Raw genomic sequence first — 15,631 nt, forward strand, 5'->3', positions numbered from 1 at the left:
CGCCTCTCACATCCGGAAGACGCCGAAGCCGCCGCGGGCGCCTTCGTAGGGGGCTGTGTGCAGGGCCGACAGGCAGATGCCGAGGACGGTGCGGGTGTCGCGCGGGTCGATCACGCCGTCGTCGTAGAGCCGCCCGGAGAGGAACATCGGCAGCGACTCGGCCTCGATCTGCTGCTCCACCATGGCGCGCAGGGCCGCGTCGGCCTCGTCGTCGTAGGGCTGTCCCTTCGCGGCGGCCGACTGCCGGGCGACGATGGACAGGACGCCCGCGAGCTGCTGCGGGCCCATGACGGCGGACTTGGCGCCGGGCCAGGCGAAGAGGAAGCGGGGGTCGTAGGCGCGGCCGCACATGCCGTAGTGCCCGGCGCCGTAGGAGGCGCCCACGAGCACGGAGAGGTGCGGGACCCGGCTGTTGCTCACCGCGTTGATCATCATCGAGCCGTGTTTGATGATGCCGCCCTGCTCGTACTCCTTGCCGACCATGTAGCCGGTGGTGTTGTGCAGGAAGAGCAGCGGGATGTCGCGCTGGTTGGCGAGCTGGATGAACTGCGCGGCCTTCTGCGACTCCTCGCTGAACAGCACGCCCTGGGCGTTGGCGAGGATCCCGACGGAGTAGCCGTGCAGCCGGGCCCAGCCGGTGGTGAGCGAAGTCCCGTACAGGGGCTTGAACTCGTCGAAGTCGGAGCCGTCGACGATCCGGGCGATGACCTCGCGCGGGTCGAAGGGGGTGCGCAGATCGGCGGGGACGACGCCGAGGAGTTCGTCGGCGGCGTACTTCGGCGGCTCGGCGGGCGGCGGATCGGCGTACGCCTTGCGCCAGTTGAGGCGGGCGACGACGCGGCGGGCCTGCCGGAGCGCGTCGTGCTCGTCCTGCGCGAGGTGGTCGGCGAGGCCGGAGGTGCGGGCGTGCATCTCGGCGCCGCCGAGGGACTCGTCGTCGCTCTCCTCGCCGGTGGCCATCTTCACCAGGGGCGGGCCGCCGAGGAACACCTTCGCGCGCTCCTTGACCATGATCACGTGGTCGCACATGCCGGGGACGTAGGCGCCGCCCGCGGTGGAGTTGCCGAAGACGACGGCGATGGTCGGGACGCCCGCCGCCGAGGCCTGCGTGAGGTGTTTGAACAGGGCGCCGCCCGGGATGAAGATGTCCTTCTGCGAGGGCAGGTCGGCGCCGCCGGACTCCACGAGGTGGATCGAGGGCAGCCGGTTGGCGTGCCCGATCTCGTGGGCGCGGAAGGCCTTCTTCAGCGTCCAGGGGTTGCTGGCGCCGCCGCGCACGGTCGGGTCGTTGGCGGTGATGAGGCACTCGACGCCCTCGACGACGCCGATCCCGGTCACCATCGAGGCACCGACGGGGTACTCGCTGCCCCAGGCCGCCAGCGGGGACAGTTCGAGGAAGGGCGTGTCGGGGTCGAGGAGCAGCTCGATCCGCTCCCGGGCGAGGAGCTTGCCGCGCCCCCGGTGCCGCCGCACGTACTTCTCGCCGCCGCCCTCCAGGGCCTTGGCCTGCTCGGCGTCGAGGTCGGCGAGCCGGGCGAGCATGGCCTCGCGGTGGGCGGCGTACTCGGGGCCCGCGGTGTCGAGCGCGGACGCGAGGACGGTCACAGGAGCACCTCCGGTATGTCCAGGTACCGGGACCGCAGCCATTCGGCGAGGCCCTTGGCCTGGGGGTCGAAGCGGGACTGGGAGGCGACGCCCTCGCCGAGGATGCCGTGGACGGTGAAGTTGAGGGCGCGGAGGCCGGGCAGGAGGTGCCGGGTGACCTTCAGCGTCCGGCTCTCGGGGAGCAGCTCCTGGAACTCCTCGACCGTGAGCCGGTGGGCCAGCCACCGCCACGCCTCGTCGGTGCGCGCCCACACCCCCACGTTCGCGTCCCCGCCCTTGTCGCCGCTGCGGGCGCCCGCCACGTACCCGAGCGGAACCCTGCGGGTCGGCCCCTCGGCGGCCAACGGCTTGGGCAGCGGCGGCGGTTCGGCGTCCACCAGGTCGCGGGTGCGGGCCGCCGCCGGTACGTCCACGCGCCGCCCGTCCGGCAGGACGGCCACGTGCCGCACGGTGCCCGCGGGCACGTACGCCGCCTCGAACACCCCGTAGGGCGTGCCCGCGCCGGGCGGGGCCGTGACGTGGAAGCCCGGGTAGCTGCCGAGGGCGAGCTCCACCGCCGCGCCGGTGAGGGCGCGGCCCACGGCCGCCGCGTCGGGGTCGCGGACGACGAGCCGGAGCAGCGCGCTCGCGGCCTCCTCGGTGGCGGCGTCGCGGTGGTCGGTGCGGGCCAGCTCCCAGCGGACCTCCGCGGGGCGGGCCGCGGCGGTGCCGAGGGCGTCCTCGACCTGGGCGCGGACCAGGTCGGCCTTGGCGTCGACGTCGAGCCCGGTGAGCACGAACACGACCTCGTTGCGGTAGCCGCCGAGGCGGCTCAGGCCGACCTTGAGGTCGGGGGGCGGGGGTTCGCCGCGCACGCCGTCGACGCGGACGCGGTCGGGCCCGTCCTGGCGGAGCCGCACGGAGTCCAGGCGGGCGGTGACGTCGGGGCCCGCGTACCGGGCGCCGGAGGTCTCGTAGAGGAGCTGCGCGGTGACCGTGCCGACGTCCACGACGCCGCCGGTGCCGTCGTGCTTGGTGATGACGCAGGAGCCGTCCGCGTGGACCTCGGCGAGCGGGAAGCCGGGGCGGCGCAGCAGGGCCGGGTCGTGCTCGGCGAAGAAGGCGTAGTTGCCGCCGGTCGCCTGGGTGCCGCACTCCAGGACGTGCCCGGCGACGACGGCGCCCGCGAGCGCGTCGTACGCGTCCGGGGCCCAGCCGAAGTGGGCGGCGGCGGGCCCGGTGACGAGGGCGGCGTCGGTGACCCGCCCCGTGACCACGACGTCGGCGCCCGCGCGCAGGGCCTCGGCGATGCCGAAGCCGCCGAGGTAGGCGTGGGCGGTGAGGGCGCCGGGGAAGCGGGCGCCCAGGTCGTCGCCCTCCACATGGGCCACGCGCGTGGGCAGGCCGAAGCGCGCGGCCGCCGTCCGCAGGGCCCTGGCGAGTCCGGCCGGGTTCAGGCCGCCCGCGTTGGCGACGATGCGCACGCCCCGGTCGTGGGCCTCGCCCAGGCACTCCTCCAGCTGCTTCAGGAAGGTCTTGGCGTAGCCGAGGTCGGGGTCCTTGAGGCGGTCGCGGCCGAGGATGAGCATGGTCAGCTCGGCGAGGTAGTCACCGGTGAGGACGTCGAGGGGGCCGCCGGTGAGCATCTCCCGCACGGCGTCGAACCGGTCGCCGTAGAAGCCGGAGGCGTTGCCGATGCGCAGGGGCGGGACGGGCAGGGGTCCTGGGTCCGTCACCGCCGCCCGCCCTTCGCCGCCCGCCCGGCGCCCGGCGGGCCCGCGAACGCCTGGGCGACGTCCAGCCAGCGGTCGGCGCCGGCGCCCTCGGCGCGCAGGGCGAGGTCGGCGCGGTGGGCGCGCCGGGTGACCAGGAGGCAGAAGTCGAGCGCGGGCCCGGTGACGCGCTGGGCCGCCTCTTCGGGCCCGTACGTCCACAACGAGCCGTCCGGCGCGACCAGTTCGACGCGGAACTCCTCCCCGGGGGCGTCGAGGCCGTGCACGGCGTGGGCGTAGTCGCGCGCCCGCACCCCGATCCGGGCGACGTGCCGCAGCCGGGCCGTGGGGGCGCGGGTCACGCCGAGCGTGTCGGCGACGTCCTGGCCGTGGGCCCAGGTCTCCATGATCCGCGCGGTGGCGACGGACGCGGGCGCCATGGGCGGCCCGTACCAGGGGAAACGGGCTCCGGCGGGGGCCGCGCGCAGGGCCCGCTGGAGCGCGTCACGGCCGGTGCGCCAGCTCTTGAGGAGGACGGCGGGCGGCTGGGCCGCGCCCTCGCGGGCCCCGTCGTCGACGAAGGTGTCCGGCGCCGTCAGGGCGGCGGCCGCCTCCTCGGCGAACGCGTCGGGGTCGGTCGCGGCGAGCAGCGCGGCCCGGTCGGTCCAGGCGAGGTGCGCGATCTGGTGGGCGACGGTCCAGCCGGGCGCGGGCGTGGGCAGGGCCCAGCGCGCGGGCTCCAAGTCACCGACGAGGCGGTCGAGTTCGTCGCTCTCGTCGCGCAGATCGTCGAGTACGCCGATGACGGCGCGGGCGTCGGACACGGTGCGCTCCCCTCAGGGCACGGCGGTGTGCCCTGGGAGCATGGCAGCGGCCGGAGAAACAATCAAGCGTGCTTGGATTGTTTTTCCCCGGGCGCCCGGCCGCCCGCGCCCCGCCCCTCCGCCGGGGCCTAACCAGCCCCGGTGGCACCGCCCTTGGCCTCGTCCGGGAGCCCCTTCGCCCGGCCGCGCCCCACCTGGGTGCGCACCGCGCCCATGCTGGCGGCGATGACGAGGGCGATGGCCAGGCCCTCGACGAGGGTCAGGCCCTGGTCGAGGATGAGGAAGCCGGCGACGGCCGCGATGGCCGGTTCCAGGCTCATCATGACCGCGAAGGTGGACGCGGGAAGGCGCCTGAGGGCGAGGAGTTCGAGGGTGTAGGGCAGCACGGAGGACATCACGGCGACGGCCGCGGCGAGGCCGAGGGTGCTGGGCACGGTGAGCTTGGACCCGGACTCCACGATGCCCAGCGGCAGGGCGAGCACCGCGCCGACGGCCATGGCCAGGGCGAGCCCGTCGGCCTGCGGGAAGCGGCGGCCGGTGCGGGCGCTGAAGACGATGTACACCGCCCAGGCGGCTCCCGCGCCGAGGGCGTAGGCGACACCGGCCCGGTCGAGGCCGCCGAAGCCGCCGCCCCCGCCGAGCAGGAAGACGCCGCAGAGGGCGAGCCCCGCCCAGACCACGTTCACCAGGCGGCGGGAGGCGAGGACGGAGAGTGCGAGCGGGCCGAGCACCTCCAGGGTGACGGCGGGGCCGAGCGGGATGCGGGCCACGGCCTGGTAGAAGAGGCCGTTCATGGCGGCGAGCGTGACGCCGAAGGCCAGGACCGTGCCCCAGTCGGCGCGCGAGTGCCCGCGCACCCGGGGGCGGCACACGAGCAGGAGGATCACGGCGGCGAAGAAGAGCCGCAGCGTCACGATGCCGAGCGCGCCCGCGCGCGGCATCAGGCTGACGGCGACGGCCCCGCCGAACTGCACGGAGACGCAGCCCGCGAGCACGAGGCCGAGCGGCCCGAGCGCGGCGCCGCGCGCCCCGCCGTCCCGGGCCGCGGGCCCGGCGCCGGCCGCCCCCGCAGCCTCCGGCTGCCCCACCGTGGCGGGCGCGGCCACGGCCGCCTCCACCGCCCCGTCCGTCCGCGATACGTTCACGCCGAGCCGCCTCACAGTCCATCTTCCTGCACTCTTACGTACAAGGTAATGGACTACGTCTGGGATGTCGAAGTAGTTCGCAGCGTACGAAGCCGGAGGCGGGCCGTTAAGCCCCGACGGCTAGGGCCCGTCCGACGACGGGCCCCGGGCCCCCTCGTCCAGGGCCTCGGCGAGGACCTCCGCCAGATGGCGTCCGCGCACCCCCGCCAGCTGCTCCAGCTGCGTACGGCAGGAGAACCCGTCCGCCAGGACCGCGGCGCCCGGGCCGGCGCCCGCCACGGACGGCAGGAGCTGCTCGTCGGCGCAGGCCCTCGACACCTCCCAATGCCCCTTCTCGAAGCCGAAGTTGCCCGCGAGGCCGCAGCAGCCGCCGCTCAGGGCGCCCGTCAGGCCCGCCTTCTCCCGCAGCCTGCGGTCGGCCGCGTCGCCCAGGACCGCGTGCTGGTGGCAGTGGGTCTGGCCCGCCACGGGCCGGTCGACGCGCGGGGGCCGCCAGTCGGGGGCGTACTCCTCCAGGGCCTCGGCGAAGGTGCGCACCGAGTCGGCGAGCACGCGCGCGTGCGGGTCCGCGCCCGCGAGGTCCGCCAGGTCCGCCTTGAGGGCCGCCGCGCAGCTCGGCTCCAGGACGACGACCGGGGTGCCCGCCTCCAGGAACGGGCGCATCCGGGCGAGGGTCCGCCGCTGCACGGCCCGGGCCCGGTCCAGCTGGCCCGTCGAGACGTACGTCAGACCGCAGCACACGTCCCGCGGCGGCACCCGGACGGTGAGGCCCGCGGCCTCCAGGACGCGTACGGCCGCCTGCCCCACGGCGGGCGCCAGGTGGTCGGTGAACGTGTCCGGCCACAGCACCACCGCCCGCCCCGCCCCCTGTGCGCGCGACCGCCCGCGCCACCAGCGGCGGAACGTGCGCGGAGCCACCCGCGGCAGCGCGCGGCGCGGCTCGATGCCGCCGAGGCGCTTGGCGAGGGCGGCGAGCGGGGGCACCGCGGCCAGGGCGTTGACCAGGCGCGCGGTGCGCGTGGCCGCGACGGCGCGCAGCCAGCGCGGCAGCCAGCCGAGGGCGTAGTGCGCGGCGGGACGCACCCGGCCCGCGTAGTGGTGGTGCAGGAACTCCGCCTTGTACGTGGCCATGTCCACGCCCACCGGGCAGTCGGAAGCGCAGCCCTTGCAGGACAGGCACAGGTCGAGGGCGTCCCGCACCTCCGTCGAACGCCAGCCGCCGGTGACCACCTCGCCCGCGAGCATCTCGTGCAGGAGGCGGGCCCGGCCGCGCGTGGAGTGCCGCTCCTCGCCCGTCGCGCGGAACGACGGGCACATCACGCCGCCGCCCGCCGCCGGTGTCGTCGTACGGCACTTGGCGACGCCGACGCAGCGGCGCACGGCGGCGGAGAAGTCGCCGTTGTCGTGCGGATAGCCGAAGGCCGTGACCGGCGGGCCGACCGGTTCGCGCGGCAGGACGGCGAAGCGGAGGTTGGTGTCGAGGGGCGCCGGGCGGACCAGCATGCCCGGGTTGAGCAGGCCCGCGGGGTCCCAGAGGTCCTTGGCGCGCTCGAAGAGCCGCACCAGCTCGGGCCCGTACATCCGGGGCAGCAGCTCCGCGCGGGCCTGACCGTCGCCGTGCTCGCCCGACAGGGAGCCGCCGTGCGCGACGACCAGGTCGGCGACGTCCTCCGAGAACCGCCGGAAGCGGGCCACGCCGGGGGCCGTGAGCAGGTCGAAGTCGATGCGGACGTGGATGCAGCCGTCGCCGAAGTGGCCGTACGGGGTGCCGCGGAGGCCGTGCTCGGCGAGGAGGGCGCGGAAGTCGCGCAGATAGGGGCCGAGGCGGGCGGGCGGGACCGCGCAGTCCTCCCAGCCGGGCCAGGCCTCTCCGCCACGTCCTCGGCTTCGCCCGGACAGGGAGGTGCCCCCCTCGTCCGGCATCCGGGTCGCCGTGCCCGACGCGTCCTCGCGCACCCGCCACAGGCCGCGCTGCGCCACCGGGTCGGTGACCACCACGGCGTCCCCGCAGTCCGCCGCCCGTACGATCCCGGCGGCCCGCGCGCGGGCCTCGGCCGGGGTCGCGCCGCCCGTCTCCACGAACAGCCAGGCGCCGCCCCTGGGCAGCCCTTCGGCGTCCCGTACGAGGTCCGCGGCCATGCCCTCGACCGTCAGCGGCCCGTACGGCAGGAGGCCCGCGGCCGCCTGCGCCGCCGCGCTCTCGTCGGCGTACCCCAGGACCGCGAGCGCCCTGGCGCGCGGCGCCTCGACGAGCCGGACCGTGGCCTCCGTGAGGATGCCGAGGGTGCCCTCGCTGCCGCAGAAGAAGCGGGTCAGGTCGGGGCCGCCGCCCTCCGGGAGCAGGGCGTCGAGCGCGTAGCCGGAGATGCGCCGGGGCAGGTCGGGGAAGCCCGTCCGCAGCGGGGCGAGATGGGCGTCGACCAGGGCGCGCAGCCCCTCGGGCGCGCCGTCCCAGGTGCCGGGCGCGAGCGTGACGGCGGTGCCGTCGCCCCGGACGACGGCCAGCTCCCCCACGTTGTCCGCCGTCGTCCCCCACGCCACGGAGTGCGCTCCGCAGGAGTTGTTGCCGATCATGCCGCCGAGGGTGCAGCGGCTGTGGGTCGACGGGTCCGGGCCGAAGGTGAGGCCGTGCGGGGCCGCGGCGGCCCTGAGCGCGTCCAGGACCACGCCGGGCTGCACCCGGGCCGTGCGGGCCCGCGCGTCCAGCTCCACGATCTCCGTCATGTGCGCGGTGAAGTCCAGGACCACGCCCGTGCCCGTCGCCTGCCCGGCGATGGACGTGCCCGCGCCCCGGGCCACCACGGGCTCGCCGTGGGCGCGGCAGACGGCCAGGGCCGCGGCCACGTCCGCCGCGTCGCGCGGGGTGACCACGGCGGTCGGGGTCCTGCGGTAGTTGGAGGCGTCCATGGTGACCAGGGCCCGCGCCGTGGGCGTCGTGTCCACACCGCCCCGCACCGCGCCCCGCAACGCCCGCACCAGCTCCGTCTCCACACCCATGCCCCGGAGCCTGCCCCCACCCACCACCCGGGTAACAGCCCACCCGCCTCCCACGCCTGGGGCCCAGGCCCCACACACCCGAGCCGTAGGGCACACCCCGGCCAGCCCGGCGCATCGAGGCCATCCCGGCGCAACCTGGCCATCCCGGCGCAACCAGGGCAGACGACCCCGGCCCGCAGCACGGGGCTGACCCACCACCCGAGCCGTTGGACACCCCCAGGCCAGCCCGGCACAGCCCGGGCAGACAGCCCCGGTCCGCAGCGCGGGGCGGACCCACCACCCGCCCCCACCCGGGCACGAGGCACGCCCGGGCCCAACCCGGCGGACGACCCCGACCCGCAGCGCGGGTGGCCCCTCGCCCAGAGCACAGAGCCGAGGCCCGCCCCCGCACACCCCGGGCAGGCGACCCCGGTCCGCAGCGCGGGTGGCCCCCGCCCAGAGCACAGAGCCGAGGCCCGCCCCCGCACAACCCGAGCAGGCGACCCCGGCCTGCCGCACGGCACGGCCCCCCAGGGCGAAGGGCCCGCACCCGGCGCCCGACCCCGCACAGCCCACGAGGCAGCCCCGGTCCGCAGCGCGGCGCGGACCCACCACCCGCCCCCGCCCAGGTCCACAGCGACCACCCCCAACGGACAGCCCCAGAACGCAGCGCGGGGTGGGCCCGCCACCCGCCCCCGCCAGGGCGGGGAGCCGTAGGGCGCCACGCGTCGGGGTCTGGCCCGCAAGGCCGGGGAGAAATGGGCGGGCGGGTGGGAAAGACCACCGCGGTAGCGGTGGTGGCGACCGCCGGACCGCAGCGCCACGCGTCGGGGTCCGGCCCCGCAAGGCCGGGGAGAAATGGGCGGGCGGGTGGGAAAGACCACCGCGGTAGCGGTGGTGGCGGCGAGGCGGGGCAGGCCCGGGCGGCCGGGGCGGAAGGGCCCCGCCCCCGGGCCCCGCCGGGACGCCCCGGGGAACGCCCCGGCGGGACGGGGCGTCTCGGGGGGTGGACGGGGCCCGCGCAGGGCCCCGGAGGGCGGATAGGCTCGCGGCGTGGCTGAGATCGAGATCCCCGCAGACATCAGGCCCACCGACGGACGCTTCGGCGCGGGCCCCTCCAAGGTAAGGCCGGAGGCCCTGGCGGCCCTGGCCGCCACCGGCACCTCCCTGCTCGGCACCTCGCACCGCCAGGCCCCGGTGAAGAACCTGGTCGGCCGCGTGCGCGAGGGCGTGCGCGAGCTGTTCCAGCTGCCGGACGGCTACGAGGTGGTGCTGGGCAACGGCGGGTCCACCGCGTTCTGGGACGTCGCGACGCACGGGCTGATCGAGAACAAGTCGCAGCACCTGTCGTTCGGCGAGTTCTCCTCGAAGTTCGCGAAGGCGGCGAAGCTCGCCCCGTGGCTCGCGGAGCCGACGGTGATCGCCTCGGACCCGGGCACGCACCCCGACCCGGAGGCCGAAGCGGGCGTGGACGTCTACGCGTTCACGCACAACGAGACCTCCACGGGCGTCGCCGCCCCGCTCGCGCGGGTCGCGGGCGCGGACGAGGGCGCGCTGGTCCTGGTGGACGCCACGTCGGGCGCGGGCGGCCTGCCGGTCGACATCGCCGAGACGGACGTGTACTACTTCGCCCCGCAGAAGTCGTTCGCGTCGGACGGCGGCCTGTGGATCGCCGCGTTCTCCCCGGCCGCACTTGAGCGGGCGCGGCGGGTGCACGCGAGCGGCCGCCACGTGCCGGAGTTCTTCAGCCTGCCCACGGCGATCGACAACTCGCTCAAGAACCAGACGTACAACACGCCCGCGCTCGCCACGCTGTTCCTGCTCGGCGAGCAGCTGGACTGGCTCAACGGCCAGGGCGGCCTCGACTGGTCGGTGCGCCGCACCGCCACCTCGGCCCGCACGCTGTACGGCTGGGCGGAGGAGTCGAAGTACGCGACGCCGTTCGTGACGGACCCGGCGAAGCGCTCGCAGGTGATCGGCACCATCGACTTCGACGACGAGATCGACGCGGCCGCGGTCGCGAAGGCGCTGCGCGCCAACGGCATCGTGGACACGGAGCCGTACCGCAAGCTGGGCCGCAACCAGCTGCGCGTGGCGATGTTCCCGGCCATCGACCCGGCGGACGTCGAGGCGCTGACGCGCTGCGTGGACTACGTGATCGACAAGCTGTAACGGCACCTTTGACACAGCGAAGGGCCCGGCGCGCACCCAGCGCGCCGGGCCCTTCACCGTTCCCCTTCACCGTTCCCCGGCCCCGGCCCCGGTCGTCACCGGCTCAGCGCCTTGAACTTCCGTACCGCGAGCGGCAGGAACAGCGCGGTCAGGGCCAGCGGCCACACCGCCGCCATGAGGACGGCGTGCTGCTCGACCCAACTGGCGCCGCCCGCACCCGGGTTGCCGAACAGCTCGCGCGCGGCGGTGCCCGTGGACGACACCGGGTTCCACGCGGCGACGGGGGCGAGCCAGTCGGGCATCAGGGACGGCGCCACGAACACGCTGGAGATCATCGTGAGGGGGAAGGCCACCGCGTACAGACCGCCCGCCGCCTCCGGGGTGGGGACGACGAAGCCGAGCCACACGCCGACCCAGATCAGGCTGAAGCGCAGGAGCAGCAGCAGGGCGAAGGCGGTCAGGGCGTTGCCCGCGCCGTTGTCGGGGCGCCAGCCGATGGCCACGGCGGTGAGCGCGAGGATCGTCAGCTCGGCGCAGGCCACGACGAGGTCGGCGAGGCCGCGCCCGGCGGCCACGGCGGACGGCGCCATGGGCATGGAGCGGAAGCGGTCGATGACGCCCTTGGACGCGTCGGTGACGACGCCCATCGCGGTGTTCATGAAGCCGAAGGCCATCGTCATCACGAACATGCCGGGCATCAGGAAGTCCTTGTAGTCGCCCGTGCCGCCGGGCACCTTCATCGCCTCGCCGAAGACGAAGCCGTACAGGAGCACGCTGATGATGGGGAAGCCGAGCTGCCAGGCGATGAGGACGGGCACGCGCCGGAAGTGGGTGAGGTAGCGCCGGGCGATGTTCAGGGTGTCGGCGACGGCCCAGTAGGCGCGGCCGTGCGCGGGGCCCGGGCCCGCGGCCAGGGCGGACGGCCCGTCGGGGGTCAGTACGTCGCTCATGCCGCCGCCTCCGTCCGGGGCGTCCGCTCGCTCTTCGCCCCCGTGAGTTTCAGGAACACGTCGTCCAGGCTCGGCCGCCGCAGGCCCACGTCCTCCACGGCGATGCCCTCGTCCCGCAGGGTGCGGGCGACGTCGGCGAGGGCGCCGACGCGGTCGGTGACCGCGGCCCGTACGCGCCGCTCGGCGTCGACCGCCTCGGGCTCGCCGTCGGCGACGCGCGCCACGGCCTTCACCGCGGCGGGCAGGTCGGCGGCCGCGCTGACGACGACCTCCAGCTGGCTGCCGCCGACGGTGGCCTTGAGGCCGTCGGGGGTGTCGTCGGCGATGGCGCGCCCCTGGTCGATGACGGTGACGCGGGAGGCGAGGCGGTCGGCCTCCTCCAGATACTGCGTGGTGAGGAGCACGGTCGTCCCACCGGCCACCAAGTCCCTCACGGAGTCCCATACTTCGCTGCGGCCGCGCGGGTCGAGGCCGGTGGTCGGCTCGTCGAGGAACAGTACGGACGGGGCGAGGATCATGGACGCGGCGAGGTCGAGGCGGCGCCGCATGCCGCCGCTGTACTGCCCGGCGCCCTTGTCGGCGGCGGCTTCGAGGCCGAACCGCTCCAGGAGCTCCTGCGCGCGGCGGGCGGCCCGGCGCGCGCCGAGGTGGAAGAGGCGGCCGAACATCTCCAGGTTCTGCCGGCCGGTGAGGACCTCGTCGACGGCCGCGTACTGACCGGTGAGGCCGATGCGGCCGCGCACGACGGCCGGTTCGCGCCCGACGTCGGCGCCGCCGACGGTGGCACGGCCGCCGTCGGGGCGGACCAGGGTGGCCAGGACGCGCACGGCCGTGGTCTTGCCCGCGCCGTTCGGCCCGAGCAGGCCGTGGACCGTGCCGTGCGCGACGGTCAGGTCGAAGCCGTCGAGGGCCTTCTTGTCGCCGTACCGCTTCTCCAGACCACGGGCCGCCACCGCGTACTCCCCGCGGGCCGCCGCCGCGTACTCCCCGCGGTCCGCGACCCCGCGCTCCCCTCGGTCCGCCACCGCACGCTCTCCGCGGTCCGCCCCGCGTGTGTGTTCACCCATCACCGCTCCACCATCCGTTCCCCCTCGTCACGCCCTTGCCGACCCTTGCTGAGTACACCGTACCCAATAGAGAGTACGCCGTACTCAGTTTCTGTCCAAGGGCTTATCGTGAGATCCATGACGACCACGGAGACCAGCGGCAGCGGCGACATCACCCGCAGCCTCGAACTGCTCTGGGGCGACGGCGAGCGCCCCACCCGCGGCCCCAAGCCGGCCCTGACCCTGGAGCGGATCGTCACCGCCGCGGTCGCCCTCGCCGACGCCGAGGGCATCGCCGCCGTCTCGATGCGCCGCCTCTCGCAGGAGCTGGGCACCGGCACGATGTCGCTGTACCGCTATCTGCCGGGCAAGGCCGAGCTGCTGGACCTGATGCTCAACCACGTCCAGGCGCCCACCGACGACGAGGACGCCTTCACCGGCGGCTGGCGCGCCGGTGTCGAGGCGTACGCCCGCGAGGTCCTGGAGCGCCACCGCGCGCACCCCTGGCTGCTCCAGGTCAACCAGTCGCGGCCGGTGCTCGGCCCGAGCGCCGTCGGCGGTCTGGAGAAGGTCCTGTCCCGCATCAAGCCCATGGGCCTGCGCGACCCGGAGCTGATCTCGGTCCTGATCCTCGTCGAGGGGTACGTCACCGGGGTCGCGCGCATGCAGACGCAGTCGGTGGAGGCCGAGGCCGCCGGGCTCTCCGAGGAGGCCTTCTGGGAGAAGCAGGGGCCGGTGCTCGGCCGGATCATGACCAGCGGCAGCTATCCGCTGGTGGCCGGGCTCTCCGACGACACGTTCGGCCCGGACTTCGACCACTTCGAGTTCGGGCTCCAGCGGATCCTGGACGGACTCGACGCCCTGGTCGCACAGCGCGAGAGCGCGGCGGGGCGGCAGCAGGGGTGACAGACGGGCCCGCCTCTGTCTGTATGGAGGGATGAAGCCGAATCCCGCGCGTCCGGCGAGCCCGGAGCTCGCCCGGTTCGAGAAACAGCAGGCGGTCCTGCTGACCAGCCACAAGAAGGACGGCACCGGCGTCGGCACCCCGGTCCACTTCGCGGTCGACGGCGACCACGCGTACTTCCGCACCTTCGGCAGGGCGGGCAAGGTCAAGCGGCTGCGCCGGGACCCGCGGGTGGAGATCGCGCCCTCGACGCTGCGCGGCAAGCCCACCGGGCCCGGGATCACCGCACGGGTGCGGCGCCTCGAACACGGCACCGGCGAGGACGCGCGCGCCTCCCGCCTCATCGCCCGCAAGTACCCCGTGCAGCAGGGCGTGCTCGTCCCGCTGTGGCACAAGCTCCGCCGGGACGCGACGCTGCACTACGAGGTCCGGCCGGTCACGGGGCCCGGGGAGAAGACTCCCCCGGCGCCCTAGCGGGCCTGGTGGGCCGACGGCTGCCTCATCCGCCGCGCCGGAACAGACGCTTGAGGCCGAGCCCCGCGAGCACCACCGCCCCCAGGACCACCGCCCCCTTGGTCGCGCCCCCGGTGAAGCCGCCGTCCCCGTCACCGGAGCCCCCGCCGTCCGACGAGCCGCCCCCGCCACCCGCGCCCTTCACCTCGACGGCCTCGACGTCGCTCTGCTCGCCCTCCGTGCCGTACATCAGGTGGCTGCCGTCGGGGCTGTACGTCACGGACTCGCCCTGGCGCTGGAGCGGGACGCGCAGGCGGCCCTCGCGCTTGATCCTGCCCTCGCCGCGCCAGGCGAAGGCGACGCCGCCGAAGTAGCCGCGCAGGGCGAGGTGCTTGCCGTCGGGCGAGAAGGCGCCGTCGGTGACCCACAGGTCGGTGCTCGCGACACGGCGGAAGACGTTGGTGCCGGAGGTGGAGAGGCGGGCCGGGCCCTCGTAGAGGGAGCCGCCGTCCTCCTTCTTGTCGGCGATGTACACGCGGCCCGTCCTCGGGTGGACCATGAGCGCCTCGGCGTCGCGCGGCCCGTCGGCGTACTTCACGACGTACTGCGTGGCGCGGACCGACTGGTCCTTGAGCTCCTTGGGCTCGGGCAGCTTGTAGACCCACACGAAGGACCACTTGCCGCCGAGGTTGTCGCCGATGTCGCCGACGTACAGGCTGCCGTCGGGGCCCATCGAGATGGCCTCGACGTCGCGCGGCTTGCCGACGCCGGTCATGGTGATCCGGGCGACGGTCTTGCCGGTCCTGCTGTCGACGGCGTACAGGTAGGCGCCGCTGTCCTGGTCGTTGTGGGTCCAGTAGACGCCGGGGTGGGCGCGCGAGGGCACCAGGCCGCTGGACTCGGTGATGCGCGGGTCCTCGATGGTGAACCCGTCGTTGCCCGCCTTGCCGTCGGCCAGGGCGGGGCCGCCGGACGCCACCAGGACCGCAGCCACCACCGCCGCGGCCCCGGCCGCGCACACCCTCGAAGAACGCATGGCTCCAAGCCTGCCACCCCGCGCCCCGGCGGCAGGTGGCCAGGCTCACATCGCAGCGCACGGGCGCGATCCGCGATGATGAGCGGATGCTCAGGTTCATGTTCGTCGGCGACTCGATGACCATCGGCAGCGCCGGGGAACACACCTGGCGCTACTGGATGTGGCAGCATCTGTGCGCCACGCTCGGCGCCCCCTTCAAGGTCGTCGGCCCCCGCGAGGCCCTCTACGACAAGGCGGCCGAGGCCCCCACGTCGTACGCGTACGCCCAACCGGACTTCCCGCGGCGCCACTTGGCGGGCTGGGGCGAGGGCTGGCAGCACATGGTGCCGCTGATCGAGGACGCGGTGCGGCGGGAGCGGGCGGACGTGCTGCTCGTCTCCCTCGGCCTGATCGACCTCGGCTTCTACACCAACGCCGAGCAGACCGCCGCGAACGTCCGCGCCTTCGTGACGGCGGCCCGCGCCGCCAACCCGCGCGTCGCGATCGCCGTGCTCCCCGTCATCCCCAACGTCCGCGCGCACGACGACGCCGCCTTCGCCGCCGAGGTCACCCGCTTCAACGAGCTCCTCGCCAAGACCGTCGCCGACCTGGACACCCCGGCGTCCGCCCTCCTCCTGGCCTCGCCCCCGGACCCGTACGACATCCACTACGACACGTACGACGGCACACACCCCAACGAGCGCGGCGAGCGAAAACTCGCCGACGCCTACGCCTCCGCCCTGGCCCAGGCCTGGGACCTCGGCGCGGTCCCGGCGCCGCGCTAGGCCCGCCGTCCGGACCGGCGTCCCCCGTCCGGCCGTCTCCCTTCGGCGCGGCCCCGCCGTCTTTC

At 75.2% G+C, this 15,631-nt stretch carries 12 protein-coding genes; 4 read left to right on the plus strand and 8 right to left on the minus strand.

The features are described 5' to 3' along the window. Positions 1-6: 6 nt before the first annotated feature. From C9F11_RS18540 to C9F11_RS18560, 5 genes are all read right to left on the minus strand, one after another. Positions 7-1,605: a carboxyl transferase domain-containing protein gene (locus C9F11_RS18540; RefSeq protein ID WP_138960349.1), complete on the minus strand. Its 1,599-nt coding sequence runs from the start codon at positions 1,603-1,605 to the stop codon at positions 7-9. After that, positions 1,602-3,320 carry an acyclic terpene utilization AtuA family protein gene (locus tag C9F11_RS18545; RefSeq protein WP_171075777.1) on the minus strand — a complete coding sequence of 573 codons (1,719 nt, stop codon included), beginning with the start codon at positions 3,318-3,320 and terminating at the stop codon, positions 1,602-1,604. Before C9F11_RS18545 ends, C9F11_RS18540 begins: the two co-directional genes overlap by 4 nt. Further along, complete coding sequence (locus C9F11_RS18550; protein WP_212767824.1) at positions 3,317-4,120, minus strand: TIGR03084 family metal-binding protein; 804 nt, start codon at positions 4,118-4,120, stop codon at positions 3,317-3,319. Before C9F11_RS18550 ends, C9F11_RS18545 begins: the two co-directional genes overlap by 4 nt. A 128-nt stretch (positions 4,121-4,248) precedes the next feature. Further along, positions 4,249-5,226, minus strand: a complete 978-nt coding sequence (locus C9F11_RS18555; protein WP_138966676.1) for an EamA family transporter — start codon at positions 5,224-5,226, stop codon at positions 4,249-4,251. Positions 5,227-5,385: 159 nt separating this feature from the next. Then, entirely contained in the window at positions 5,386-8,262 is a 2,877-nt protein-coding gene (locus C9F11_RS18560) for an FAD-binding and (Fe-S)-binding domain-containing protein (protein WP_138960350.1), read from the minus strand. A gap of 1,032 nt (positions 8,263-9,294) precedes the next feature. Between C9F11_RS18560 and serC the strand changes: the two genes are divergently transcribed. After that, a complete protein-coding gene (gene serC / locus C9F11_RS18565) occupies positions 9,295-10,413 on the plus strand; it encodes a phosphoserine transaminase (RefSeq protein WP_138960351.1) in 1,119 nt (372 codons plus the stop codon). 95 nt (positions 10,414-10,508) lie between these two features. On the opposite strand, the gene C9F11_RS18570 is transcribed toward serC, so the two are convergent. Then, a complete protein-coding gene (locus tag C9F11_RS18570; RefSeq protein WP_138960352.1) occupies positions 10,509-11,363 on the minus strand; it encodes an ABC transporter permease in 855 nt (284 codons plus the stop codon). Further along, a complete protein-coding gene (locus C9F11_RS18575; protein WP_249402197.1) occupies positions 11,360-12,316 on the minus strand; it encodes an ATP-binding cassette domain-containing protein in 957 nt (318 codons plus the stop codon). Before C9F11_RS18575 ends, C9F11_RS18570 begins: the two co-directional genes overlap by 4 nt. A gap of 231 nt (positions 12,317-12,547) precedes the next feature. On the opposite strand from C9F11_RS18575, the gene C9F11_RS18580 reads away from it, so the two are divergent. Together C9F11_RS18580 and C9F11_RS18585 are read left to right on the plus strand one after the other, a co-directional pair. Further along, positions 12,548-13,315, plus strand: a complete 768-nt coding sequence (locus C9F11_RS18580; protein ID WP_138960354.1) for a TetR/AcrR family transcriptional regulator — start codon at positions 12,548-12,550, stop codon at positions 13,313-13,315. Between the two features lie 31 nt (positions 13,316-13,346). Beyond that, positions 13,347-13,787, plus strand: a complete 441-nt coding sequence (locus C9F11_RS18585) for a PPOX class F420-dependent oxidoreductase (RefSeq protein ID WP_138960355.1) — start codon at positions 13,347-13,349, stop codon at positions 13,785-13,787. Positions 13,788-13,812: 25 nt separating this feature from the next. Here the strand turns inward: C9F11_RS18585 and C9F11_RS18590 are convergent, their stop codons facing one another. After that, positions 13,813-14,802, minus strand: coding sequence for a WD40 repeat domain-containing protein (locus C9F11_RS18590; protein ID WP_138960356.1), 990 nt, complete (start codon positions 14,800-14,802; stop codon positions 13,813-13,815). Between the two features lie 86 nt (positions 14,803-14,888). Between C9F11_RS18590 and C9F11_RS18595 the strand changes: the two genes are divergently transcribed. Next, positions 14,889-15,566 carry a GDSL-type esterase/lipase family protein gene (locus tag C9F11_RS18595; RefSeq protein WP_138960357.1) on the plus strand — a complete coding sequence of 226 codons (678 nt, stop codon included), beginning with the start codon at positions 14,889-14,891 and terminating at the stop codon, positions 15,564-15,566. Positions 15,567-15,631: the final 65 nt, after the last annotated feature.

Origin of the sequence: Streptomyces sp. YIM 121038 (genome assembly GCF_006088715.1) — a bacterium.
GTDB lineage: Bacteria > Actinomycetota > Actinomycetes > Streptomycetales > Streptomycetaceae > Streptomyces.

What these genes read in the sequence shown, in the direction of transcription:
- C9F11_RS18585 (WP_138960355.1), top strand. Translation starts at nt 13,347, where the DNA reads ATGAAGCCGAATCCCGCGCGTCCGGCGAGCCCGGAGCTCGCCCGGTTC.
- C9F11_RS18560 (WP_138960350.1), bottom strand. Translation starts at nt 8,262, where the DNA reads ATGGGTGTGGAGACGGAGCTGGTGCGGGCGTTGCGGGGCGCGGTGCGG.
- C9F11_RS18580 (WP_138960354.1), top strand. Translation starts at nt 12,548, where the DNA reads ATGACGACCACGGAGACCAGCGGCAGCGGCGACATCACCCGCAGCCTC.
- C9F11_RS18570 (WP_138960352.1), bottom strand. Translation starts at nt 11,363, where the DNA reads ATGAGCGACGTACTGACCCCCGACGGGCCGTCCGCCCTGGCCGCGGGC.
- C9F11_RS18590 (WP_138960356.1), bottom strand. Translation starts at nt 14,802, where the DNA reads ATGCGTTCTTCGAGGGTGTGCGCGGCCGGGGCCGCGGCGGTGGTGGCT.
- C9F11_RS18595 (WP_138960357.1), top strand. Translation starts at nt 14,889, where the DNA reads ATGCTCAGGTTCATGTTCGTCGGCGACTCGATGACCATCGGCAGCGCC.